The organism is Billgrantia hypersalina (genome assembly GCF_052584175.1).
In genome coordinates, this window is sequence record NZ_JBMIQI010000012.1 from 414,784 (window position 1) to 438,132 (window position 23,349).

Annotated in this window: 21 protein-coding genes; 15 read left to right on the forward strand and 6 right to left on the reverse strand. The window is 63.6% G+C overall.

Annotation, left to right across the window (positions count from 1 at the left end; all coding sequences use genetic code 11):
• Nucleotides 1-90 precede the first annotated feature (90 nt).
• Complete coding sequence (gene glcC, locus ACOJCM_RS12815) at nt 91-867, forward strand: transcriptional regulator GlcC (protein WP_445212434.1); 777 nt, start codon at nt 91-93, stop codon at nt 865-867.
• A gap of 35 nt (nt 868-902) precedes the next feature.
• On the opposite strand, the gene ACOJCM_RS12820 is transcribed toward glcC, so the two are convergent.
• A complete protein-coding gene (locus ACOJCM_RS12820; protein WP_445212435.1) occupies nt 903-2,606 on the reverse strand; it encodes an L-lactate permease in 1,704 nt (567 codons plus the stop codon).
• Nucleotides 2,607-2,963: 357 nt separating this feature from the next.
• On the opposite strand from ACOJCM_RS12820, the gene ACOJCM_RS12825 reads away from it, so the two are divergent.
• Nucleotides 2,964-3,671, forward strand: coding sequence for a glutathione S-transferase N-terminal domain-containing protein (locus ACOJCM_RS12825; protein WP_445212436.1), 708 nt, complete (start codon nt 2,964-2,966; stop codon nt 3,669-3,671).
• Nucleotides 3,672-3,798: 127 nt separating this feature from the next.
• Nucleotides 3,799-4,152, forward strand: a complete 354-nt coding sequence (locus ACOJCM_RS12830) for a phasin family protein (RefSeq protein WP_445212437.1) — start codon at nt 3,799-3,801, stop codon at nt 4,150-4,152.
• A 69-nt stretch (nt 4,153-4,221) separates the two neighbouring features.
• Here the strand turns inward: ACOJCM_RS12830 and ACOJCM_RS12835 are convergent, their stop codons facing one another.
• The gene (locus tag ACOJCM_RS12835; protein WP_445212438.1) at nt 4,222-4,833 is read right to left on the reverse strand and encodes a phosphoribosyltransferase; all 612 of its coding nucleotides are present in this window, start codon (nt 4,831-4,833) and stop codon (nt 4,222-4,224) included.
• 294 nt (nt 4,834-5,127) lie between these two features.
• Between ACOJCM_RS12835 and ACOJCM_RS12840 the strand changes: the two genes are divergently transcribed.
• The gene (locus ACOJCM_RS12840) at nt 5,128-6,588 is read left to right on the forward strand and encodes a uracil-xanthine permease family protein (protein WP_445212439.1); all 1,461 of its coding nucleotides are present in this window, start codon (nt 5,128-5,130) and stop codon (nt 6,586-6,588) included.
• Nucleotides 6,589-6,667: 79 nt separating this feature from the next.
• Here the strand turns inward: ACOJCM_RS12840 and uraD are convergent, their stop codons facing one another.
• Entirely contained in the window at nt 6,668-7,195 is a 528-nt protein-coding gene (gene uraD / locus ACOJCM_RS12845; RefSeq protein ID WP_445212440.1) for a 2-oxo-4-hydroxy-4-carboxy-5-ureidoimidazoline decarboxylase, read from the reverse strand.
• Nucleotides 7,196-7,397: 202 nt separating this feature from the next.
• Between uraD and uraH the strand changes: the two genes are divergently transcribed.
• From uraH to ACOJCM_RS12860, 3 genes are all read left to right on the forward strand, one after another.
• Nucleotides 7,398-7,751 (forward strand): hydroxyisourate hydrolase, encoded by a 354-nt coding sequence (gene uraH, locus ACOJCM_RS12850; protein ID WP_445212441.1) that lies wholly within the window; start codon nt 7,398-7,400, stop codon nt 7,749-7,751.
• A 67-nt stretch (nt 7,752-7,818) separates the two neighbouring features.
• Entirely contained in the window at nt 7,819-9,021 is a 1,203-nt protein-coding gene (locus ACOJCM_RS12855) for a urate hydroxylase PuuD (protein ID WP_445212442.1), read from the forward strand.
• A gap of 129 nt (nt 9,022-9,150) precedes the next feature.
• Nucleotides 9,151-9,897: a GntR family transcriptional regulator gene (locus ACOJCM_RS12860; protein WP_445212443.1), complete on the forward strand. Its 747-nt coding sequence runs from the start codon at nt 9,151-9,153 to the stop codon at nt 9,895-9,897.
• Nucleotides 9,898-9,969: 72 nt separating this feature from the next.
• On the opposite strand, the gene ACOJCM_RS12865 is transcribed toward ACOJCM_RS12860, so the two are convergent.
• The 3 genes from ACOJCM_RS12865 to ACOJCM_RS12875 form a co-directional block, all read right to left on the reverse strand.
• Nucleotides 9,970-11,427: an NCS1 family nucleobase:cation symporter-1 gene (locus ACOJCM_RS12865; RefSeq protein ID WP_445212444.1), complete on the reverse strand. Its 1,458-nt coding sequence runs from the start codon at nt 11,425-11,427 to the stop codon at nt 9,970-9,972.
• A gap of 73 nt (nt 11,428-11,500) precedes the next feature.
• A complete protein-coding gene (locus ACOJCM_RS12870; protein WP_445212445.1) occupies nt 11,501-12,883 on the reverse strand; it encodes an NCS1 family transporter in 1,383 nt (460 codons plus the stop codon).
• 107 nt (nt 12,884-12,990) lie between these two features.
• Entirely contained in the window at nt 12,991-13,737 is a 747-nt protein-coding gene (locus ACOJCM_RS12875) for an aspartate/glutamate racemase family protein (protein ID WP_445212446.1), read from the reverse strand.
• Nucleotides 13,738-14,311: 574 nt separating this feature from the next.
• Here ACOJCM_RS12875 and puuE point away from each other — a divergent pair.
• The 8 genes from puuE to ACOJCM_RS12915 form a co-directional block, all read left to right on the forward strand.
• Nucleotides 14,312-15,244 carry an allantoinase PuuE gene (gene puuE, locus ACOJCM_RS12880; protein WP_445212447.1) on the forward strand — a complete coding sequence of 311 codons (933 nt, stop codon included), beginning with the start codon at nt 14,312-14,314 and terminating at the stop codon, nt 15,242-15,244.
• A gap of 233 nt (nt 15,245-15,477) precedes the next feature.
• Complete coding sequence (locus ACOJCM_RS12885; protein ID WP_445212448.1) at nt 15,478-16,311, forward strand: bifunctional allantoicase/(S)-ureidoglycine aminohydrolase; 834 nt, start codon at nt 15,478-15,480, stop codon at nt 16,309-16,311.
• 166 nt (nt 16,312-16,477) lie between these two features.
• On the forward strand, nt 16,478-16,963 hold the full coding sequence (locus ACOJCM_RS12890; RefSeq protein WP_445212449.1) for an ureidoglycolate lyase: 486 nt from the start codon (nt 16,478-16,480) through the stop codon (nt 16,961-16,963).
• A 170-nt stretch (nt 16,964-17,133) separates the two neighbouring features.
• The gene (gene gcl / locus ACOJCM_RS12895; RefSeq protein ID WP_445212450.1) at nt 17,134-18,909 is read left to right on the forward strand and encodes a glyoxylate carboligase; all 1,776 of its coding nucleotides are present in this window, start codon (nt 17,134-17,136) and stop codon (nt 18,907-18,909) included.
• A gap of 349 nt (nt 18,910-19,258) precedes the next feature.
• Complete coding sequence (gene hyi, locus ACOJCM_RS12900; RefSeq protein WP_445212451.1) at nt 19,259-20,029, forward strand: hydroxypyruvate isomerase; 771 nt, start codon at nt 19,259-19,261, stop codon at nt 20,027-20,029.
• Between the two features lie 168 nt (nt 20,030-20,197).
• Nucleotides 20,198-21,082 (forward strand): 2-hydroxy-3-oxopropionate reductase, encoded by an 885-nt coding sequence (locus ACOJCM_RS12905; protein WP_445212452.1) that lies wholly within the window; start codon nt 20,198-20,200, stop codon nt 21,080-21,082.
• Nucleotides 21,083-21,299: 217 nt separating this feature from the next.
• Nucleotides 21,300-22,604: a glycerate kinase type-2 family protein gene (locus ACOJCM_RS12910; protein WP_445212453.1), complete on the forward strand. Its 1,305-nt coding sequence runs from the start codon at nt 21,300-21,302 to the stop codon at nt 22,602-22,604.
• Nucleotides 22,601-23,349, forward strand: a 749-nt coding sequence (locus ACOJCM_RS12915; protein ID WP_445212454.1) for a pyruvate kinase, incomplete at its 3' end; no start/stop codon positions are given. The genes ACOJCM_RS12910 and ACOJCM_RS12915, both read left to right, overlap by 4 nt.

Consider the following 23,349-nt stretch of genomic DNA (forward strand, 5'->3'; position numbering starts at 1 on the left):
GTTGTTTTCTGCTGTCATGGAAATAATTTTCATGATACACCATGGCGCAACCAGCCCGTGGTGACAAGCCGGGGAATGCGCGGAGGAATCATGTTTCAGGATAACGAGAGCCTGGCGCCGACCCGCACGCCGGACGCGGTGGCCGCTCGCCTCGAGCGGCTGATACTCGACGGCGTGTTTCGCCCGGGGCAATTGCTGCCTTCCGAGCGGCGCCTTTGCGACCGTCTGGGAGTGTCGCGCACGTCGCTGCGTGAAGGACTCCGGGTGCTGCGCAGCAAGGGCATCATCGTCACCCGCCAAGGGCGCGGCTCGGCGGTGGCGGCGCTGGTGCCTGGGCGCGACGACAGTCCGCTGATGCACCTTTTCCGCGACCATCCACGTACCCTGTTCGACCTGCTGGAAGTGCGTTCGCTGCTCGAGGGCGAATCGGCAAGTCTCGCGGCCGAGCGCGCCACGCCGGCTGACCGGGTGCTGATCCAGCGTCGCTACGAGGCCATGGCGGCATATATCGAGGACGGCGAGGGCATCGATGTGGAGCGACTGGCCCATCTGGACCACGCCTTTCACCTGGCGATCTGCCAGGCCTCACATAACCCCGTGCTGGTGCATACGCTGCAGTCGCTCACCGATCTGCTGCTGAGCTCGGTCTTCACTTCGGTGAAGAACCTCTATCACCGTGCCGAACCGCGGGAGATGATCAACCGGCAGCATGCCAGGCTCTACCGGGCGGTCATGGAAGGCAAGCCGCAGGCGGCCCGGCGCGCTGCGCTCGATCATCTGTCGGGGATCGAGGCGCAGTTGCGTGACATCGAGGCCGAGGATCGACGCCTCGAACGCTCTGCCATGCGCCTGGGGGATTGGGAGTGACGCCGCTACCCGGGTGGGCAGCGGCGTGGGGGCAATTAGCCGCCGACTTGCATCAGCGGATCCGAGACCCCGAGCACATAGAAGGCGATCAGACCGATCAGACCGGTGAAGATCAGGTAGTAGAGCGTCGGCAGGATCGTCTTGCGGATGGTTTCGCCTTCGCGGCCGAGCAGACCGACGGTAGCCGATGCCGCAACCACATTGTGGATGGCGATCATGTTGCCCGCCGCGGCACCGACGGCCTGCAGCGCCACCATCATGGCGGTGGAGACGCCCAGCGCACCCGCGACGTTGAACTGGAACTCGGCCAGCATCAGGTTCGACACGGTGTTCGAACCGGCGATGAAGGCGCCCAGCGCGCCCACGGCGGGGGCGAAGAAGGGGTAGACGTCACCCACGCTATTGGCGACGAACTGCGCCATGGCTACCGGCATCGAGACCAGGTCAGCGGCATTGACGCCGGAGTTGATCAGGATTCGCACCATGGGAATGGTGAAGATCAGCACGAAGCCGGCACCCAGCAGGGTACGCGAGGACTCGCCGAAGGCAGCCTTGAGCTCGCCCACGCGCATGCGATGCATCACGGCAGTGACCAGCACCACCATCAGCAGGATGCCGCCCGGCAGGTAGAGCGGAGCGATGCTACCGGACACGCCGGCTTCGCCGAGAATATCGCTCCAGCCGAAGGCGAAGGCATTGAGTGCCTCGCGCAGCGGGTCGATGACGCGCGACGCCACCAGGAACAGCGCCAGTAGCACGTAGGGCAGCCAGCCCATCCAGGTGGAGAGCGGCGTCTTGCCAGCGATATCGTCGATCTTGATCTCGATCTTGCCGATCCAGCCTTCTGGCCAAGCGCTACGCTCCGGGAAATCCCAGCTGTCCTTGGGCAGGAGGAAGCCGCGCCGCGCTGCCGGCACAACGATGGCAAGCCCTACCATGGCGCCAATCATCGAGGGGAATTCCGGCCCCAGCAGGACGCCAGCCAGCATATAGGGAACCACGAAGGCGACACCGGTAAAGATGGCGAAGGGGGCGATGGAGAGCCCTTCCTTCCAGGAGCGATTGGCACCGAAGAAGCGCACCATGATCACCACCATGATAAGCGGCATGAGAATACCCACGATGCCGTGCACGATGGCGACTTCCGCCGCGATCAGGCGAAAGTACTCGAGCCAGGTATAACCACCCGCTTCGAGCTGCTCGGTGATGGCGCTGGCGTTGACGCCGCCGGTGACACCGACAACGATCGGCGTGCCCACGGCACCGAAGGAGACCGGTGTGGATTGGATCATCATGCCCACGACCACCGCGGAAAGCGCCGGGAAGCCGAGCGCGACCATCAGCGGAGCAGCCACAGCGGCCGGGGTGCCGAAGCCGGAGGCCCCTTCAATGAAGCAACCGAACAGCCAGGCCACGATCAGGGCCTGAACGCGGCGGTCGGGGCTGATGCCGGAAAAACCGTTGCGAATGGCCGCAATGCCGCCGGAGTGCTTCAACGTATTCAGCAGCAGAATGGCACCGAAGATGATCCACAGGATGGAGACGGTCAGGATCAGCCCCTGGAGCGTTGAGGCCAGAACCCGGTTGAAGCTCATCTCCCAAGCGAACAGCCCGATCAGGGCCGTGACCACAAAGACGATCGGCATGGCCGTTCGAGCGGCCATGCGAAAACCGATAAGCAGCACGCCGGCGAGTATCAACGGCGTGAAAGCGAGTAGAGCTAGGGTCGTATCCGACATGAACGTTTCCTCGATTCTCCTTGTTGAGCCCTTCGGCATAGGGTTGCTTTGGGGCGCCCCGGCGTGTGCGGCCGACGGGGAGGCAACGATACGAAGAGCGAGCGGAACTTGCCATCTCGGGTAATTGGTCTTACCAATAAGTCTGCTCCGGATGGCAATCTGACGACTTTCTACAAACGGTGCCAAAACAAAAGCTTGTAAATGGAAGGGCAGATTGGAAATGGGGGCGTCGCGGAATTGTTATTAGACTAATGGACAGGCCAAGACGCCTGGTCGTACCGAGCAAGGCCGCGCTTGGCAGTCATGAGTCATGGCTGGCACTATCGGAGCTCACTCCAACAAACGCCAGGAGGCACCATGGCAAGGGTTCTCTACGATCTCTGCGGTATCGACGAAGGGCTGCGCTTCTCTCCCTACTGCTGGCGGGTACGCTACGCCATGGCGCACAAGGGGCTCGACTATCAAACGCGCGCCTGGCACTTCACCGACAAGGAGGCGCTGGCCTTCGCCGATTACGACAAGGTGCCGGTGCTGGTCGACGGCGACGAAACGATCACTGACAGCTACGAGATCCTGCGCTATCTCGACCGAGCCTATCCCGAGGCGCCGCTGCTGGGAGACGGCGTGGCCGAGTCTCGGGCCCGCTTCTTCAAGCACTATGCCGAACGATCCCTGGCGCCGGCCATGATGCGCACCATCATCATGGACCTGCTCAATGCGATCGACCCGAAGGATCGCGCCTACTTCCGAGAGACCCGCGAGAAGCGCTTCGGGAGGACTCTGGAAGAGTTCCACTCCCCCGCCAAAGGGCTGGCACAGCTCGATGCCGCCCTGGCGCCGTTGCGTGGGCAGTTGCAGGAGAGTGCCTACCTCGATGGCGAGGCGCCGGCGGCTGCCGACTACCTGGTGTTTGGCAGCTTCATGTGGGCCAGGGTGGTTTCCACCGCCGACCTAGTGTCGAATGCCGACCCGGTCCACGGCTGGCTCGAGCGCATGCTCGACTTGCATGGCGGGCTGGGCCGCCAGGCGATGCGAATCACCGATATCGAAGGGTCCTATCGCTGAAGCCTAGGAGAGTCAGGGCGGAAATAGTGCGATGCACAAAAAATGTTGCAACGCACAAAACGGCCTGCTATGTTGCATTGCAACAAGGCGCATTCCTGCCTTGGCAACGCAACGTAGGAGGTGTCTCATGAGCAAGACTCAAGACAAATCAACCCAGCAACTCGAAAACCTGTATTTCGGTCCGGCGCGCGCCTATGGCACCCTGGCGCTGGAATATTACGAGAAGCTGCTTTCGGCTCAGTTGGAAGCCTTTCGTAGCTACTCCGACCTGAGCCTGGCTCAAGCTCGCGCCTGGGTCGACGTCAAGGACTCCGAAGGTCTCAAGCAGGTCTTCGAAACCCAGCAGAAGGCCGCCAAGGAACTGGGCGAGCGCCTGCAGGGCGACACCAAGAAGGTAGTCGACCTGAGCCAGGAGTTCCTGCAGAAAGGCCAGCAACTGGCTGAGCAGAACGTCAAGGCCGCCAGCACCGCGACCAAGTAAGTCCGTCGCCGGCTGAACGCCGTAGGCCGCCACCCGCAAGGGTGGCGGCCTTTTCTTTGGTTGCGGCGGTCACTCTTCGAGCAGTTCCATGACCTCTTCCTCCTCGACCTGGCTGAAGTCGGCATAGAACTGGCCTACCGCCATGAATCGCTGGGGCGCATCCAGGCAGATGACTTCGTCAGCGACCGCCTCCAGGCGAGAGACGGCGCTGGGCGAGGCCACGCCCAGTGCGGCGACCAGGCGTTCGGCACGCCCCTTGAGGGTTTTCAGCGCCGCTTCCATCGTGGCACCGGTGGCGCTGCCGTCATCGACGATCACAACGACCCGACCCTCCGGAGGGATCGGTGGTCGGATCGGGCTGTAGCGCTGCCGACGCTCCTTGAGGAGTGCTTTCTGCCGTTCCGCTTCACGCTCCACCGCCTCCTTGGGGAAGTGTGAAGCGGCCTCGTCGAGCTTCATGGTGCCATCCTCGCTGATGGCACCGATGGCGAACTCGGGACTTCCCGGAGAGCGTATCTTGCGCACCAACACCACATCGAGCTCGCCCTCCAGGGCGTCGGCCAAGTGGCGGCCCATGGGAACGCCGCCGCGGGGAATGGCCAGCACCAGTGGATGGCTGCCCTTCAGGTGCTCGAGGCGGTGAGCCAGCAACTCTGCCGCGTCCAGGCGATCACGAAACATGGCGGTCTCCTTCTCGTTACCCATTGCCCTACCCAGTGTAGTGAGTGATGGGCCGTAGGGAGGGGGCGGCTCCCAGTGCTGGGTCGAAAAGTGGAAATAATTTATGTATACAATAAAGTGATGTAATGTCGTCTATAAAAAGTCTATTTGGAATACAGTTCTGACCGTTTGGACAGGATTACGCTCAACGCCTGCACGCCGGGACACGAGGGTGTACGGATGTCGAAGCGACTTCCAATAGCAATTGGCGAGTGTCACTTCGTATACAGAACACAACAACGACTGGATGGATCCATGCCAAAGACTCAGCACAACACTTCGATCTTCGATTTCCATGGCCGGCCATCGCTGACCAAGGCGCTGCCCTTGTCGCTACAGCACGTGCTGGCCATGATCGCGGGTGTCATTACCCCCCCCATCATCATTGCCGGAGTGGTAGGCGCCACGCCGGAGGAAAAGCTGCTGCTGATCCAGATCGCCGTGTTGGCTTCGGGAGTCTGCACGCTGTTCCACCTCTACGGAGTGTGGAAATTCGGTGCGCGGTTGCCGGCGATCTTCGGCGTGGGGTTTGCCTATGTACCGACGTTGATTGCCGTGGGCGGCCAGTTCGGTATCGAAGGGATTCTCGGTGCTCAGTTGATCGGCGGCATCACGATGATGGCGGTGGGCTATTTCATCCAGTACATCCGTCACCTCTTCCCCCCGGTGGTGGCAGGGACGGTGGTGCTGGTGATCGGGCTGTCGCTCTACGATATCGCGGTGCGCTACATGGCGGGCAGCGGTGACGTCAATGCGCCCGGCTTCGGCGATCCGTTGAACTGGGTCGTGGGGCTGGTGACCCTGGTCACCGTGCTTGTCGCCTCGCAGTTCGGCAAAGGGGTCGTCAAGCTTTCGGCGATCATCGTCGGCATTCTCGTTGGCTATGCGCTATCGCTTTCGCTGGGGATGGTCGACTTCGGTTCGGTGGCTCAGGCCCGTTGGGTTGCGGTGCCAACGGTCATGCCCTTCGCCATGGAATTCCACGCCTCGGCGATCGTCGCCATGGTCGTCATTTGCGTGATCAACTCGGTACAGACCATCGGCGATCTTTCGGCCACCACCGTGGGCGGCATGAATCGCGAGCTGAAAACGCCGGAGCTGACCGGTGGCCTGCTGGGCAATGGGTTGACCACGACGGTGAGCGCCTTCTTCGGGGCTTTGCCGACCTCCACGTTCAGCCAGAACGTGGGTATCGTGGCCATGACCAAGGTCATCAGCCGCTTCGTGCTGGCGCTGGCCGGCGGCTTCATGCTGCTGGCCGGTTTCAGCCCCAAGTTCGGCGCGCTCATGACGACCATCCCGTATCCGGTATTGGGCGGGGCCACCATCACCGTCTTCGGCATGATCACCATGACCGGCATCAAGCTGCTCATCAAGGATGAGCTCTCCGCCCGCAACATGACCATCGTGGGTCTGGCGCTGGCCTTGAGTCTTGGCATTGCCGAGGTGCCGGCGGCGATCGAGCGCTTCCCCGAATGGTTGCAGAACCTGGTCGGCGGCGCGCCCATCGTGGTGGCGGCCATCACGGCTTTCATGCTCAACCTGCTACTGCCGAACGTGACCTTGGAGGACGAGGCCAGAGAGCGCGAGGCGATGGCGCGCGCGGATGCTGGCGAGACGACAGGCGAAAGGCAGTGCGGCATGAAGGAAGGCGCCCGATCCGGAGGCACGCGACTCAGTGACGGGACAGCGCACAACGGCGCGCGAGGCGGCTAGGAGCCGTTGCCGTGACCCGATGGCTCCCGGGTCGCGGCAACATGCGGAACCGCCAGGCAGGGCAGGTTCCGCAGTCGGCTCAGGCGTCGAGGCGTGCCTCCAGGCGGAAGCGCGCGATGCGATTGATCTGTTCGATGGCGGTGCGTCGCTCTTCCTCGGGGGTGTTTTCAAGCCGGGTTTCGAAAGCAGCGAGAATGGCATGCCGGTCGCTGCCCTTCACCGCCATCACGAAAGGAAAGCCGAACTTCGCCTTGTAGGCGGCGTTGAACCGCTCGAAGCGTGCCATCTCCTCGGGCGTGCACTGGTCGAGCCCGGCGCCGGCCTGCTCGCGGGTGGAGTCGTCGGTCAACTCGCCGGCGATGGCGGCCTTGCCGGCCAGGTCGGGGTGGGCACGGATTACCTCGAGCTGTCGCTCGGGGCTGGCGTCCCTCAATGTCTGACCCATGGCCTCGGCGAGTCCGGCCGGTGTGTCCTGCTCCGGTTGGAGGCCACGCTCCCAGGTCAGTTCGGCCACCCAGGGCGAGTGTTCGTAGATGTCGCCGAAGCGGGCCACGAATTCATCTCGACCGAGCGTGCTGGGGCGCGGCGTCAGGGTCCTGTCGTTCATCGTGATCTCCATGGTCAGGGCTGAAAAGTCATGGCTCGTAGCGTGCCGTTCAGAAAGTGTATACAAAAAATCTTTGAAATGTACTACTGGAAAAGCTAAAACTGTCCTCAGTAAGGGAGGCGGGGTCAACACGCCCCGCCAGGCATTGGCTCGACCCGGCGCCGTTATCGGCCAGTCCCGGGCTAACGAGGGGAGTACTATTATGGGACGCCTGACCACTCACGTACTGGATACCGCCCAGGGCCGCCCCGGCAAGGGCATTCGCATCGAGGTCTATCGCCTGGAGGGGGCGCAGCGCATTTCGCTCAAGACCGTCACGACCAATGACGATGGCCGCTGCGATGCGCCCATCCTCGAAGACGACGAATTCAAGACCGGCGAGTACGAACTGGTCTTTCATGCCGGCGACTACCTTCGCCAGCAGGGCATTCAGGCGGACGAGCCGCGCTTCCTCGACGTTATCCCGCTGCGCTTCGGCGTGGCCGACGATTCGCAGCACTACCATGTGCCGCTGCTGCTCTCTCCCTACGGCTACTCCACCTACCGCGGAAGCTAGGTCTGCGCCTGACACCGGCTGCGCTCCGCCGTACGGGCGGCAACAATAACGACGTCGAGACAACCTGATGCAAGCTTACCTACACGAGTTCATCAATTTCATGCTGCGCTGGCTTCATGTCATTGCGGCCATCGCCTGGATCGGCGAGTCGATCTACTTCGTGATGCTGGACAACGGCCTGCGCAAGCCCAAGGCAGCCGAAGATCGCGACAAGGGCGTATTCGGCGAGATGTGGGCCGTGCACGGTGGCGGCTTCTATCACAACCAGAAATACGCCACGGCACCCGCCAAGCTGCCGGAAGACCTGCACTGGTCGTTCTGGAAGGCCTATACCACCTGGCTTTCCGGCTTCGCCCTGTTCGTCCTGCTGTATATGGCCAACCCGGGCTTCTATCTGGTCAACTCCAGCAGCGACTGGGCGTGGGCCGCCAACCTGAGCGGCTGGCAGGTCAACCTACTGGCGCTGGCGTTCCTGCTCGGCGGCTGGGTCGTCTACAACGAGATGTGCAAGCGCATCAGCCCCAACATGGATCGCGACGGGGTCCTGAGCCTTGCCGTTGCCGTGCTGATGGTCGTGGTCTCCTACCTCAGCGTGCAGATGTTCTCGGGGCGTGCCGCCTTCCTGCTCACGGGGGCCGTCATGGCCACCGCCATGTCGGCCAATGTCTTCTTCTGGATCATTCCCGGCCAGCGACGCATGGTGAAGGCCATGAAGGCGGGCGAAGCGCCCAACCCCCTGGACGGCAAGCGCGGCAAGCAGCGCTCGGTGCATAACACCTACTTCACGTTGCCTGTCGTCTTGCTGATGATCAGCAACCACTACTCCTTCGTGTACAACCACGAATACGCCTGGGTGCTGATGTCGCTGTTCATCTTCGCCGGCGCGTTGATTCGCCAGTTCTTCGTGTTGATGCATGCCGGCAAGATCCAGCCTGCCTATCCGGCTGCCGGTGCGGCGCTGATCGCCGTGGCTTTCTGGGTCGGCATGCCGGTAAACAGTGCATCGGATGGTGCCGAGCGCGGCGAAGGGCCGAGCCTGGCCGAGGTTGAAGCCATCATCGAGTCGCGCTGTACCTCCTGTCATTCGGCCAACCCGACCCAGGAAGGCTTCGGCTCGGCTCCGGCGGGGGTTATCTACGACACCACGGCGCAGATCGAAGGCCATCGCGAAAAGATCCAGGAAGTGGTGGCCAGCAAGTACATGCCGCTTGGCAACATGACCGGCATGACCGACGAGGAGCGCGAGGTGATTGCCGACTGGTCGGAATAAGCCCGAACCGGTTCGCCCCGTTCGCCCCCAGCCCGCCGACAGGCGGGTTGGGGGCGTCTGCATCGGTTCGATAGTAGTGGTGTGTTACGTATACAATGGCTGTCAGTGATGGATGCGAGGAGGGCAACCATGAACCAGCGGCAGAGCCTGGCCGATCCCGGCGACTCAAGCAAGGCCAAGCCTCGGCGTCTGGGCAAGAACGGCGATGGGGCCGAGCGTCATGAAGCGATTTATCGCACGATCAGCGATGCCATCATCGAGCACCGGCTGCGCCCGGGGGCGCGCCTGCGTGAGGATGCCCTGGCCGAAGTATTCGGCATCAGCCGCACGGGTATACGTAAAATCCTCCAGCGCCTGGCTTTGGAGCAGCTGGTCACGCTGACGCCACGACGCGGTGCCAGTGTCACTCGGCCCACCGCCGACGAGGCCAAGGATGTCTTCGATGCTCGCCAGATGGTGGAGTGCGGACTGATGCCGGAAGTGGCTCGCCGCATCAGCGCCGAGGACGTGCGTGAGCTGCGCGACATGGCACGACGCGAACGCGAGGCGCTCAAGTCGGGCGAGCAGAGCCGGGCGATCAAGCTCTCCGCCGCTTTCCACGAACGCCTCGCCCAGCTCTCCGGCAACGCGACACTGGCGGCCTTTGTCGGCCAGCTCTGCTCGCGCTCGTCGTTGATCCTTGCGGTCTATGGCAGTTCGGGGCACCTGGGCTGCGAGTCCCACGATCACGACGACCTGATCGGCTACCTGGAAACCGGTAACGGCGAGCGTGCCACGGCCTTCATGAGCCGTCACCTCAAGGCGATCGAGGCCTCGCTTTCCATCGTCGAGGAAGAGGAGGAGACGCCGGACCTGCAGCGCATCTTCGGCGCCTAGAAGCAATCCAGAACACGACAGCGACGCCTCCGGCCAAAGCCGAAGGCGCCGTTCACGGCAGTGGTCTGGCGTTCAGGCCGCCGGCGTTACCGCAGCGGGGCGGTGGCTCAGCATCAAGCCATAGTAGAACGCGCCGCCGAGGGCGGCGCCCATCATCCAGCCGTAGCCGTCGAGGGCGGAGAGCGCCGGGACCAGCACCGTGGAGAGGGAGAACAGCGCGGCGCCGCCGAAGGCTGCGAGCGCGCGCGTGTTCCAACCCTTCATGTAGTAGTAGGTGGTACCCGGCTCGGAGGAGAACAGCTCTTCCATGTTCAGATGCTGGCGCTTCACCAGGTAGTAATCCACGACGATGATGCCGTAGAAGGGCGCGACGACGGCGCCAAGCGCGTTGACGAAGCCCGGCACGCCGATCTGGCTGATCAACGAGACCCACAGTGCGCCGACGAAGAAGGCCACCACGGCGGTGATGAGCCCACCCACCTTGAAGCTGATCTTGCTGGGGAACAGGTTGGCCAGGTCGTAGGCCGGCGGAATGAAGTTGGCGACCAGGTTGATGCCGACGGTGGCGGCAAAGAAGGTCAGCGCGGCGACGATGGTCAGGGGCAGGGAATCGACCCGCTCGACGATATCGGCCGGGTTGGTCAAGGCGTCCCCGAACAGCACCAGCGTGCCGGCAGTGATGATCAGCGCGATGAACGAGAAGAAGGCCACGTTGAGTGGCAGCCCCAGCAGATTGCCCAATTTCATCTGGCGTTCCGTCTTCACGAAGCGGGTGAAGTCGCCGAAGTTGATCACCACCGCCGCGAAGTAGGCCACCATGGTGCCGACAATGGCGAGGAAGGCACCGATGGCGCTGCCATTGCGTTCGCCGTCGGCGTTGAAGATGGTGCCGATGGCGGGCAACAGGTCGCTGCCGGCCTGGACCCAGACCACGATCATCAGCGCCACCATTACCAGGTAGACCAGCGGGCCTGCCCAGTTGAGGAAGTGCTTGATGCGCTCGATGCCTTGCCAGAAGATCGCAATCTGGAACAGCCATACGATCACGAACGAGACCCAGGCGACTGACGAGAGCCCCAGGAAAGTGGCGCCGCTGCCGGCGCCGAAAAGCGCGGTGATCAGCAGCGCCACCGCGGTCGAGGCGAAGTAGGTCTGCACGCCGTACCAGAAGATCCCGATGATGGCGCGCAGCATGGCCGGCAGGTTCGCGCCGCGCACGCCCATGCTGGCGCGCACCATGACCGGGAAGGGAATGCCGTACTTCACGCTGGGCTTGCCGGTCAGGTTGACCAGGAACATGACGATCACGCCGGCGAGAATGATGGCCGCCATGACCGCCCAACCGTTCAACCCGTAGGTTAGGAACAGCGAGGCCGCCAGCGTATAGCCGAACAGACTCTGGATATCGTTCGACCAGACGTTGAAGATCTCGAAGGCACCCCAGCTGCGATCCTTGTGCTTCAGCGGCGCCAGGTCTTCGTTGTAGAGCGTGGGATCGATGTTCTGAATGTTCAGCTCATTGTCTTGCATCGTCGTCACCGTTGTCGTTGTGAGAAGCTCGCCCGCCCGACAGGGCGGGAGGGCGAAGCTGGGCGGCGTTTGACTACTGGCGGAAGCGCTGGCAGGGAGTCCAGTACTGCATCAGCAGGTAATAGGTCAGGCCGGCCGGGATCAGGCTGGCGTACCAGGACACGGCGGAGAAGGTCAGTGCCGCGACGATGCCCACGGCGGTGGCGATGAGTGCCGCCTGGTTGACGCCTTGGTAGGGGCCGCTCTCGTCATAGAGCTTGGCGAGATCGAGCGTGCGGCGCCGAATCAGGTAGTAGTCCACCACCAGGATGGCGAAGATCGGGCCGAGGAAGGCGGAGTAGGTCTGCACGAAGAGCTGCAGGCCGGCCGCGGAATCGGGCTGTACCAGCTTCCAGGGGAAGGTGGCGAAGGCCAGCAGGCCGACGATCACCGTCGAGGTGGTGAACTTCAGCTTGAACACGTCCATCAGCACGTAGGTCGGCGGCACCACGTTGTTGAGTACGTTGGTGGTGACCTGGGCAAAGGCGATGAACAGCAGGGTGGTCATCAGCAGTGGGGTGTTGTCCACCGCATTGGCGAACACCTGGATGGGGTCGGCGGTGCCGGTGGCCTCGGACACCATATACCCGATCAGGCCCATGAACAGCGTGCAGGGCAGGATGGACATGGCATAGATGGTGGTCAGCAGGCCCTGGCCGGTGCCCTTCTTGTGCTCGCGCGAATAGTCGCTGACATTGAGCATCATGGTGCTGTAGATGCCCAGGAACAGCATGGTGGCGCCCCAGAACGGCATGCCCCAGGAGCCTTCCATGGTCAGCAGGCTGGCCGAGAGTTCGTCACCGTAGCGCTGCACGGTGGCATAGAACATGTACACCAGCGAGGCGAGGATGAAGGTGCTGCCGATGTTCTCGAGCCACTTGATGCCCTGGAACCCCATGACCGACAGGCCGATCTGCAGAAACTGGAATGCGATGAAGTAGAACACCAGGTTATCGAAGCCGAACAGGGTGGACGAGACCATGTTCAGGGCCCCCGCGCCGATCCAGCTCTGGAAACCGTACCACACCACCGCGGGGACGGCGCGTACCAGGCCGGGGAGGCGCGTGCCGGCGAAACCGAAGGCGCTGCGCGCCTGTACCATGAACGGAATGCCGTACTTGTAGCCCGCGGCACCGTTCAGCGCCAGGGCAATGCCGATCACGAAGCAGCCGATGGCGATGGCCAGGGTCGCCTGGATCAGGTTGAGGGTGCCGACCACACTGGAGCCCATGGCGAAGGTGCCGATCGATACGCAGCCGCCGAACCAGGCCAGGAAGTAGGAGGTGCGCCCCATGATGCGCGTCTTCTGGGGCGCGAGGGATTCTTCGCCCAGCGCCTTGGTGGCGCCGGGTGCGGGTGCGGCCGCCGCCAGGGGAGCGGGGTCGGCCGCCGTGCTGTGTGGGTTGGGGTGTTGCATGGGTCTTTCCTCGCAAGTCGTTGCTCTGTTGTGGTTGTGCCCTCTCTACAGCGGGCTCTATGGCGACGTGCTCAAGGTCTGTGTTGTTGTTGTTGTTGCAAAGCGTTTCAGCGCTGGGGCGTCAGGTGCGAATACCTCTCGAAGCGCCCGCTGAAGGGCTTGGGACGCGGGAACGCCAAGTCGCCATGCTTGCTGGTGCCCAGCCCAAGACCGACGAGGGCTTCAGCCAGCTTGACCGCGGCCGTGACGCCCTCGATCACCGGCAGCCCCACCTCGCGGGAGATGGTCTCGGTCAGGTCGGCCATGCCGCCACAGCCCAGCACGATGGCACCGATGCCATCCTCGTCGCGCGCCCGGCGGCACTCCTCGATGATCCGGCCCAGCGCCGTCGAGCCGTTTTCTTCGAGATCCAACACCGGAATCTCGGCAGCGCGGACCCGGCGGCAGTGGTGACGGAATCCGTACTGCTCCAGCAGATGCTCGGCAATGATGGCGGTGCGCGAGAGTGTGGTGACCACAGAGAACCGCGTACTGATCAGGCTGGCCATATGAAAGGCGGCTTCGGCGATGCCGATCACCGGGGAACGAGTCAGTTCGCGAGCCGCCAGGAGGCCCGGGTCGCCGAAGCAGGCGATGACGTAGGCATCGGTCGCCTCTTTCTCTCCGGCTAGCACTTCGTCCGCCACGCCCACCGCACTAATGGCTTCGTCGAAGTGGCTTTCGATGGAAACCGGGCCGTCTGCCGGCTGGACTGCCACGATCGTCGTTCCCGGGGCCGCTACGCGCCGCGCCGCTTCGCCGATCTTCTGGGTCATCGCGACCGTCGTGTTGGGATTGATGAGGCGTAGACGCATGCGGACTCCGGTTTCTTGTGAACAATTAAAAATCTCTTTGTACACAAAATAGGCGTTTCTAGTCTCGCGCGCAAGCCTTCCAACTTGTTCGCTGATTCATGGGTAAAACTTAGATTTATCAGTAAGATAAATGAACAAAGGATCGGCTTTCAGAAAGATTAGGGGGTAGACTTAAGTCGGAAGGAGGCCTGATGGTTGCCATAGTGGCGACTATTTAATTAGTGTATTGTATACAGTTATGGTCAATCCTTCCCCTTGCTATGTCTGGCGGCCTCATGAGGTCATACGGAGTCGGCAGAATTGAAGAGATAGTTGCAAAGGGGCATCAATTTTGTATACAAAATATGTGGTGCTTCGCCACGATGGGGCGCCGCTATTACACTTGCTGGCAGAAGCTCGAAGGCCACTCTGTCGAGGTACGTCACGCGACATATGAGCCTGAGTGAAACAAGCGGGCCATGTTGCAGCCAAGTTGGATACAGTTTATTTTTCTTATTGTATACATGTGCTGTTGCGCGACGCGGCGCGGCTGCCGCGCGCATCATGTGATAGCAATAGAACAAGAGGAAGAGCCATGAGCGTCAGTTCCGATTATCCCCGTGATCTCATCGGCTACGGCCGTAACCCGCCCCGTGCCAACTGGCCCGGGCAAGCCAGGATCGCCGTCCAGTTCGTGCTCAACTACGAGGAGGGCGGAGAGAATTGTGTGCTGCACGGCGACACCGGTTCCGAGCAGTTCCTCTCCGAGATCATCGGTGCTGCTTCCTATCCCGATCGCCACCTCAGTATGGAATCGATCTACGAGTACGGCTCGCGGGCCGGTGTCTGGCGCATCCTGCGGGAATTCGAGCGCCGCGGCCTGCCGCTCACGGTGTTCGGCGTGGCCATGGCGCTAGAGCGCCATCCCGAGGTGGCGCATGCCTTCAAGGAGCTGGGCCACGAAGTCGCCTGTCACGGTTACCGCTGGATCCACTACCAGGAGGTGCCGGAACACATCGAGCGTGAACACCTGCAGCGTGCCATGGAGATCTTCCAGCGCCTTTATGGAGAGAAGCCGCAAGGCTGGTACACCGGCCGTGACAGCCCGAACACGCGTCGCCTGGTGCTCGACGAAGGCGGCTTTCTCTACGACAGCGACTACTATGGCGACGACCTGCCGTTCTGGACCCGAGAGACCGACAGCCAAGGCGTCGAGCACGACCACTTGATCGTTCCCTACACGCTGGACAGCAATGACATGCGCTTCGCCGCGCCCCAAGGCTTCAACACGGCCGATCATTTCTTCACCTACCTGCGCGACGCCTTCGACGTGCTCTATGCCGAGGGCGAGGAATCGCCCAAGATGCTCTCGGTGGGAATGCACTGCCGCCTGCTCGGCCGCCCCGGTCGCTTTCGCGCGCTACAGCGCTTCCTCGATCATATCGAGGCTCACGACAGGGTGTGGGTGACGCGGCGCGTGGATATCGCGCGACACTGGATCGAGCATCATCCGGCACCGGCGCGCTGAGGTAAGTTGTTGCAGCCTGGTGGTCCGCTCGAGGCTGCTCCGTCAACAGACCTGGGGGTGCTGTGGCCCCCTCCCTGGGCGCTACTGATGCCATCCCATGGCATCGGACCCCCCGGTTCGGCCTGTTCCCGGCGCCTCTCGCTGCGTTTGCGGGCTATTCTGCCCTGATGTATTCGGCGTCCAGGCGTCGCCAGGCTGATGTTTAAATCGTTATTTGATTAGTAGGACCACCCATGAGCCAACGCACTTATTACGCCCCCCACGGCGGACACCCGCCCCAGACCCAGCTGCTCTCCGACCGGGCGGTGTTCACCGAAGCCTACGCCTTCATTCCCAAGGGAGTGATGCGCGACATCGTGACAAGCAACCTGCCGTTCTGGGAGGAGACTCGATTGTGGGTGCTGGCACGCCCGCTCTCCGGCTTCGCCGAGACTTTTTCCCAGTACATCATGGAAGTCGGCCCCCGTGGCGGCAGCGAACGCCCCGAACTCGACCCCGCCGCCGAGGGCGTATTGTTCGTGGTCGAGGGCGAGATGACCCTGACCATCGCCGGCGAGCGGCACGAGATGACGCCGGGCGGCTACGCTTTCCTGCCGCCGGGCTGCCACTGGCAGCTGCGCAACGAGTCCGGCGCACCGGTGCGGTTCCACTGGGTACGCAAGGCCTACGAGTTCGTGGAGGGCATCGAGGTGCCCGAGGCGTTCGTGGTCAACGAGAACGACATCGCCCCCAACGAGATGCCGGATACCGAGGGGCGCTGGGCCACCACTCGCTTCGTCGATCCCTCCGACGTGCGCCACGACATGCATGTCAATATCGTCACCTTCCAGCCCGGTGGGGTGATCCCGTTCGACGAGACCCACGTCATGGAGCACGGCCTCTACGTGCTCGAGGGCAAGGCGGTCTATCACCTCAACCAGGACTGGGTCGAGGTCGAGGCGGGCGATTTCATGTGGCTGCGCGCCTTCTGCCCGCAGGCGTGCTACGCCGGCGGCCCGGGGCCGTTCCGCTATTTGCTGTACAAGGACGTGAACCGCCACGCGGCGCTGCGGCTGGGCGCTCGCTGAAAAGATCACGACCTAGGGGCGCCGGGGGCAGGCCGAAGTGGAGGTCATTTGCCATGGATGGCAAATGTAGCGCCCAGGGATGGGGTTTACAGCGCCTCTTCGCAGGCCTGCCCTCGGATCAGCCCCGGTGTAAAGGCAGTCTGCCGAATGAATCCGAGGGGCTAACATGCTGGAACTCAAAGCCGAACCGCTGACGCCGGAGGCCTTCGCGCCCTTCGGCGAGGTCATCGACACGCGAATCGCCGACTACTTCCACATCAACGCCGGGCGTACCCGGCGTTACCACGACCTGGCCAAGGTCGAGACCCTGGGCGAGCAGGCCAGGGCGTTGATCAGCATCTTCGTCAGCCAGCCGATCTCGCTGCCACTGGAGCTCGACTTCCTAGAGCGCCACCCCCAGGGCAGCCAGGCCTTCATACCGCTGCACGAGGAGCGCTTTGTCATCGTCGTGGCGCCACCGGGCGAGACCATTGACCCGGCCGAGGTATGCGCCTTCGTCACCGACGGGCGCCAAGGCGTGAACTACCGCGCCGGCACCTGGCACGCCATCCAGTCGGTGCTGGAGCGAGAAGGGGAGTTCCTGGTTGTCGATCGCGGCGGCGAAGGCAACAACTGCGACGAGTATCCGCTGGCAATACGCGTCACGGCCTGATCGTCGGGTAAGAGCCCAGGCAGCTGTTTTTGCCTGGGTTTTTTGTGTCTGATTGTTTATGTGAAAATATTTTCCAATAATCATTGACGGCGTGGGCGCTGGCTTCTAATCTCGAAATACAGAAATATTTTCCAAAAACAATCTGGTCGCCACTCACGGGAGGATCCGTCATGGCTCGTATGACCGCAGCAGAAGCCGCCGTTCACGTGCTCCGCAAGGAAGGCATCGACGTCGCGTTCGGCGTGCCCGGTGCCGCCATCAATCCCTTCTACGCCGCGCTGCGCAAGATCGGCGATGTCGATCACGTGCTGGCCCGCCATGTCGAGGGCGCGTCGCACATGGCGGAAGGCTATACCCGCACCAAGGCCGGCAATATCGGCGTCTGCATCGGCACCTCCGGCCCCGCCGGCACCGATATGATCACCGGGCTCTACTCGGCCAGTGCGGATTCCATCCCGATCCTGTGCATTACCGGCCAGGCGCCGCGGGCCAGGCTGCACAAGGAGGACTTCCAGGCGGTCGACATCCAGGCCATCGCCGGGCCGGTGACCAAATGGGCGGTCACCGTGCTCGAGCCGGCCCAGGTGCCGCGTGCCTTCCAGCAGGCCTTCCAGTTGATGCGTAGCTCGCGCCCGGGGCCGGTACTGATCGACCTGCCGATCGACGTGCAGATGAGCGAGATCGAGTTCGACCCGGACACCTACGAGCCGCTGCCGGCCTACAAGCCCAGCGCCTCCCGCGTCCAGATCGAGAAAGCCATGGCCATGCTCGACGAGGCCGAACGTCCGCTGATCGTCGCCGGCGGCGGCATCATCAATGCCGATGCCAGCGCGCTGCTCCAGGAATTTGCCGAACTCACCGGCGTGCCGGTCATCCCCACGCTGATGGGCTGGGGCACGATTGCCGACGACCACCCGCTGATGGCCGGCATGGTCGGGCTGCAGACCTCGCACCGCTACGGCAATGCCACGCTGCTCGAATCCGACTTCGTGATGGGCATCGGCAACCGCTGGGCCAACCGCCACACGGGCAATCTCGAGACCTACACCAAGGGGCGGAAATTCGTCCACGTCGACATCGAGCCGACCCAGATCGGGCGCATCTTCGGCCCCGACTACGGCATCGTTTCCGACGCCAAGGCGGCACTCGAGCTGTTCGTCGAGGTGGCCCGCGAGAGAAAGGCAGCGGGCACGCTCAAGAATCGCAGCGCCTGGGCCGAGTCGTGCCAGGAACGCAAACGCACCCTGCTGCGCAAGACCCACTTCGATGACGTGCCGGTGAAGCCGCAGCGGGTCTACGAGGAGATGAACAAAGTCTTCGGCAGGAACACCCGCTACGTCAGCACCATCGGCCTGTCGCAGATCGCCGGCGCCCAGTTCCTGCACGTCTACCAGCCGCGCCACTGGATCAACTGCGGCCAGGCGGGGCCGCTGGGCTGGACCATTCCCGCTGCGCTGGGCGTGTGCAAGGCCGACCCGAGTGCCGAAGTGGTGGCGCTCTCCGGCGACTACGACTTCCAGTTCATGGTCGAGGAGTTGGCCGTGGGGGCGCAGTTCAACTTGCCCTACATCCACGTGCTGGTGAACAACTCCTACCTGGGGCTGATCCGCCAGGCCCAGCGCGGCTTCGAGATGGACTACTGCGTGCAGCTCTCGTTCGAGAACATCAACTGCCCGGAGATCAACGAGTACGGTGTCGACCACGTATCGGTGGTCGAAGGGCTCGGCTGCAAGGCGCTGCGCGTCACCCGGCCCGACGAGATCGTACCGGCCCTGAAGGAAGCAAAGGAGCTGATGGCGCAGTACCAGGTGCCGGTGGTGGTGGAGGTGATCCTTGAGCGGGTGACCAACATCGCCATGGGCACCGACCTCGATGGCATCAACGAGTTCGAGGCGCTGGCCGACGAGGGCGAAGATGCGCCCACATCAATCGCCCAACTGACCTAGGAAACGATGATTTATTGCTGCGCTCGATATCTTGGCCGCCGGCGGTGCTCGCAATCCTCATTGAGCACCCAGTCAACTCCGGTTGCTGCGCGCCGGCGGCGGCCAACCTATCTTCGCTCGCGACATAAATCAGCAGTTTCCTTAGAACACTGCGAGATTTCATCGTTTCGATTGATTGGCAGGACGCGCCGAGGGGCGCCGGGGGCAGGCCGAAGAGGAGGTCTTTTGCCATGGATGGCAAAAGTAGCGCCCAGGGATGGGTTCACAGCGCTTCCTCGCAGGCCTGTCGCCGGATCAGCCCCGTCTCACAGCCCAGAGCGAGTTCTGGTCACGACCCAAGGAGACAACCATGCCCAAGTTTGCTGCCAACCTCAGCATGCTGTTCACCGAGGAGGATTTCCTCGACCGCTTCAAGGCCGCCGCCGAGGCCGGCTTCAAGGGCGTCGAGTACCTCTTCCCCTACGACTATGCGGCCACCGAGATCAAGGCGCGGCTCGACGAGCACGGCCTGACCCAGGTGCTGCATAACCTGCCGGCCGGCGATTGGGGCGCCGGTGAGCGCGGCATCGCCTGCCACCCGGATCGCATCGAGGAGTTTCGTGCCGGCGTGGAAACGGCCATCGACTACGCCACCGTGCTCGGCTGCAAGCAGGTCAACTGCCTGGCCGGCATCCAGCCCCCGGGGGTGAGCCTGGAGCAGGCTCGCCGCACCCTGGTGGAAAACCTGCGCTATGCTGCCGAGAAGCTCGATGCGGCGGGCATCGTGCTCCTCGCCGAGCCGATCAACACCCGCGACATTCCAGGGTTCTTCCTCAACCGCACCGAACAGGCCTTGTCGATCTTCGACGAGGTGGGAAGCGACAACCTGAAGCTGCAGTACGACATCTACCACATGCAGATCATGGATGGCGACCTGGCGCCGACCATCGAGAAGCACCTGGACCGTATCGGCCACGTGCAGTTGGCCGACACCCCCGGTCGCCACGAGCCGGGCAGCGGCGAGATCAACTACCCGTTCCTGTTCGCCCATCTCGACCGGCTGGGTTACGACGGCTGGATCGGCTGTGAGTACAAGCCGGCCACGACAACGAAAGAGGGACTGGGCTGGCTCGATCGGTGAAACGCTGTTGCGCTCGGCATCTCGGCCGCCGGCGGTGCTCACAATCCTCATTGAGCACCCAGTCAACGCCGGTTGCTGCGCGCCAGCGGCGGCCGACCTGCCTTCGCTCACGACGCGTTTAAGAACGTTGAGCAACGATCATAAAGACAAGCTGAGAGGAGAATTATCATGAGCAAGATCGGTTTCATTGGCCTTGGCATCATGGGCCGCCCCATGGCGGGACATCTGCTGGATGCCGGCCACGAACTCGTCACCGTCAAGCGCGGCACCCTCGACGCTACCCTGGCCGAGAAGGGCATGACAGAACTCGACAGCCCCCGCGCCGTGGCCGAACAGGCCGAGGTGGTCATCACCATGGTGCCGGACACGCCTGACGTCGAGCAGGTGCTGTTCGGCGAGGGCGGTGTCATCGAAGGGCTCAAGCCCGGCACCCTGGTGATCGACATGAGCTCCATCGCCCCCATCGCCACCCAAGGCTTCGCCAAGCGCGTCCATGAGGCCGGCGGCGAGTACGTCGATGCGCCGGTGTCCGGCGGCGAGGGCGGTGCCATCAATGCGGCCCTGACCATTATGGTGGGTGCCACCGAGGAGGGCTTCTCACGTGCCAAGCCGTTCCTCGAGATCATGGGCAAGACGATCACCCACATCGGCGGTCACGGTGCCGGCCAGACTTGCAAGGTGGCCAACCAGATCGTCGTCGCGCTGACCATCGAGGCGGTGGCCGAAGGCCTGCTGTTCGCCTCGAAGGCGGGTGCCGATGTGGCCAAGGTGCGCGAATCGCTGCTCGGCGGTCTCGCCCAGTCGAAGATCCTCGACGTGCACGGCGAGCGCATGATCAAGCGTACCTTCGATCCGGGCTTCAAGATCAAGCTGCATCAGAAGGATCTCAACCTGGCCCTGGAAGGGGCGCGTAGCCTCAACCTGGCACTACCCGGCACCGCCAACGCCCAGCAGCTGTTCCAGGCTTGTGCCGCCCATGGCGGGGGGGAGTGGGATCACGCCGGTATTTTGCGTGCATTGGAAACGCTTGCCGACCATGAAGTAGGGAGCTGACCTCCTGGGGAAACGTTGCGTCACGCCGGTCGCGCGACACGGCCGTCAACGTTTCCTCTGCGATGAACGTCGGGCCGTCGCTCATCGACGATCGCACGCTCCGTGCGGTCCTTGACCCGGCGGTGGGATCCCCGGCTGAACCCCGCCCGCCGTCGGGCTTTTTTCTTCCATACCCGGCTGTTACCGTCGATGTTGTCTTCCGCTCGAGGTGTGCCCCATGCCCCAAGAACTTCCTTACCTGGACCGCACGGTGAACGTGGCGGAATGGCTGCGCCGCCTCGCCGACGTCGCCGTGACCGCCGTGCATCCCGATACCCTGGTAGCCGATCTGCTGCCCGACCCGCCGCCCGGACGCACCGTCGTGGTAGGGGCCGGCAAGGCGGCAGCGGCCATGGCTGCGGCGCTGGAGCGCGCCTGGCAGACTCGCTGCCCCGAGGCGCCGCTCTCCGGCCTGGTGGTCACCCGCTACGGGCACGTCGAAAAATGCGACGTGATCGAGGTGCTCGAAGCCTCCCATCCCATGCCCGACGACCTCGGCGAGAGGGCGGCCCGGCGCATGCTCGAGGCGGTGAAGAATCTTGGCGAGGAGGACCGTGTCATCGCGCTGATCTCCGGCGGCGGCTCGGCGCTGATGACGCTGCCGGCCGAGGGCATTTCGCTTGCCGACAAGCAGGCCATCAACCGCGAACTGCTGCGCTGCGGTGCGCCGATCAGCCAGATGAACACCGTGCGTCGCCACCTCTCGGCGATCAAGGGCGGACGCCTGGCGGCAGCGGCCCATCCGGCCCAGGTGGTGACCTGGCTGATCTCCGATATTCCCGGTGACATCGCTACCCAGATCGCCTCGGGGCCGACCCTTCCCGATCGCTCGACGCCGGCCGATGCCCTGGCGGTGCTGGAACGCTACGCCATCGATGTGCCGACGAACGTTCGCGAGCATCTCGATCAGGACCGATCCGCCCCCTCGCCCGACGACGCGGCCTTCGAGCGTGACGACAGCGTGACCCTGGCACGAGCCCGCGATGCGCTGGAAGCTGCTGGGCAGGCAGCAGAAGCCGCCGGTGTCGCGGTGCAGGTGTTGGGTGACGACCTCGAGGGCGAGGCCCGTGAGCTGGGCCGCGCCCAGGCCCGCATGGCGCTTGAGGCACGTGACGGCATCGACGCGCCGTTGCTGTTCCTTTCCGGTGGTGAAACCAGCGTCACCGTGCGCGGAGACGGCCGTGGCGGGCGCAACGTGGAGTACCTGCTGGGGCTGTTCGAGACGTTGGCCGGTGCCGACGGCATCCATGCCCTGGCCGTCGACACCGACGGCATCGACGGTTCGGAGGACAATGCCGGCGCGCTGTTTTCCCCCGACGACTGGGCCCGTGCCCGTGAGCAGGGCCTCGATCCCGCCGATTACCTGTCACGCAACGACGCGTATACTTTCTTCCAGGCATTGGACCGGCTCATCGTCACCGGGCCGACGCGTACCAATGTCAACGACTTCCGTGCCATCCTGGTCTTGCCGAGGACATCATGACGCTTCCGCCCCATGCCCCCATCCACGACCCCATTCGCCGCACCAAGATCGTCGCCACTCTGGGCCCGGCCAGCGACCGCGAGGGCGTGCTGGAGGCCATGATCCGCACCGGGGTCGACGTGGTGCGCCTCAACTTCTCCCACGGCAGCGCCGCCGACCATCGCCGCCGGCTGATCGCCGTGCGCCAGATCGCCGACCGCCTGGGCCGGAGTGTCGCCGCCCTCGGCGACCTGCAGGGGCCCAAGATCCGCATCGCCCGCTTCCGTGACGGCGCCGTGGTGCTCGAGGAGGGCCAGCCCTTCGTGCTCGACATGGCCATGGACACCGAGGCCGGCGACGCCGGCCGCGTCGGCTGCGAGTACACCCAACTGGCCGACGACGTCAGCGCCGGCGACCGCCTGCTGCTCGACGACGGCCGCCTGGTGCTCGACGTCACCCGGGTCGAGGGGGCGCAGGTTCACACCGTCGTGGTCACCGGCGGCAAGCTCTCCAACAACAAGGGCATCAACAAGCAGGGCGGCGGGCTCTCGGCCCCGGCGCTCACCGACAAGGACAAGGCCGACCTCGAGACCGCCATCGAGATCGGTGTCGACTATCTCGCCGTCTCCTTCCCGCGCCATGCCGAGGACATGTTTGAGGCGCGCCGCCTGCTCGGCGAGGCGGGTAAGGAGATCGGCCTGGTGGCCAAGCTCGAGCGCGCCGAGGCGGTGGCCGACGACGCCACGCTGAACGGCATCATCGAGGC

What these genes read in the sequence shown, in the direction of transcription:
- hyi (WP_445212451.1), top strand. Translation starts at nt 19,259, where the DNA reads ATGCCCAAGTTTGCTGCCAACCTCAGCATGCTGTTCACCGAGGAGGAT.
- glcC (WP_445212434.1), top strand. Translation starts at nt 91, where the DNA reads ATGTTTCAGGATAACGAGAGCCTGGCGCCGACCCGCACGCCGGACGCG.
- ACOJCM_RS12840 (WP_445212439.1), top strand. Translation starts at nt 5,128, where the DNA reads ATGCCAAAGACTCAGCACAACACTTCGATCTTCGATTTCCATGGCCGG.
- ACOJCM_RS12835 (WP_445212438.1), bottom strand. Translation starts at nt 4,833, where the DNA reads ATGTTTCGTGATCGCCTGGACGCGGCAGAGTTGCTGGCTCACCGCCTC.
- ACOJCM_RS12825 (WP_445212436.1), top strand. Translation starts at nt 2,964, where the DNA reads ATGGCAAGGGTTCTCTACGATCTCTGCGGTATCGACGAAGGGCTGCGC.
- ACOJCM_RS12855 (WP_445212442.1), top strand. Translation starts at nt 7,819, where the DNA reads ATGCAAGCTTACCTACACGAGTTCATCAATTTCATGCTGCGCTGGCTT.
- ACOJCM_RS12905 (WP_445212452.1), top strand. Translation starts at nt 20,198, where the DNA reads ATGAGCAAGATCGGTTTCATTGGCCTTGGCATCATGGGCCGCCCCATG.
- uraD (WP_445212440.1), bottom strand. Translation starts at nt 7,195, where the DNA reads ATGAACGACAGGACCCTGACGCCGCGCCCCAGCACGCTCGGTCGAGAT.
- ACOJCM_RS12875 (WP_445212446.1), bottom strand. Translation starts at nt 13,737, where the DNA reads ATGCGTCTACGCCTCATCAATCCCAACACGACGGTCGCGATGACCCAG.
- ACOJCM_RS12890 (WP_445212449.1), top strand. Translation starts at nt 16,478, where the DNA reads ATGCTGGAACTCAAAGCCGAACCGCTGACGCCGGAGGCCTTCGCGCCC.
- ACOJCM_RS12870 (WP_445212445.1), bottom strand. Translation starts at nt 12,883, where the DNA reads ATGCAACACCCCAACCCACACAGCACGGCGGCCGACCCCGCTCCCCTG.
- uraH (WP_445212441.1), top strand. Translation starts at nt 7,398, where the DNA reads ATGGGACGCCTGACCACTCACGTACTGGATACCGCCCAGGGCCGCCCC.
- ACOJCM_RS12860 (WP_445212443.1), top strand. Translation starts at nt 9,151, where the DNA reads ATGAACCAGCGGCAGAGCCTGGCCGATCCCGGCGACTCAAGCAAGGCC.
- ACOJCM_RS12885 (WP_445212448.1), top strand. Translation starts at nt 15,478, where the DNA reads ATGAGCCAACGCACTTATTACGCCCCCCACGGCGGACACCCGCCCCAG.
- ACOJCM_RS12830 (WP_445212437.1), top strand. Translation starts at nt 3,799, where the DNA reads ATGAGCAAGACTCAAGACAAATCAACCCAGCAACTCGAAAACCTGTAT.
- puuE (WP_445212447.1), top strand. Translation starts at nt 14,312, where the DNA reads ATGAGCGTCAGTTCCGATTATCCCCGTGATCTCATCGGCTACGGCCGT.
- ACOJCM_RS12910 (WP_445212453.1), top strand. Translation starts at nt 21,300, where the DNA reads ATGCCCCAAGAACTTCCTTACCTGGACCGCACGGTGAACGTGGCGGAA.
- gcl (WP_445212450.1), top strand. Translation starts at nt 17,134, where the DNA reads ATGGCTCGTATGACCGCAGCAGAAGCCGCCGTTCACGTGCTCCGCAAG.
- ACOJCM_RS12820 (WP_445212435.1), bottom strand. Translation starts at nt 2,606, where the DNA reads ATGTCGGATACGACCCTAGCTCTACTCGCTTTCACGCCGTTGATACTC.
- ACOJCM_RS12865 (WP_445212444.1), bottom strand. Translation starts at nt 11,427, where the DNA reads ATGCAAGACAATGAGCTGAACATTCAGAACATCGATCCCACGCTCTAC.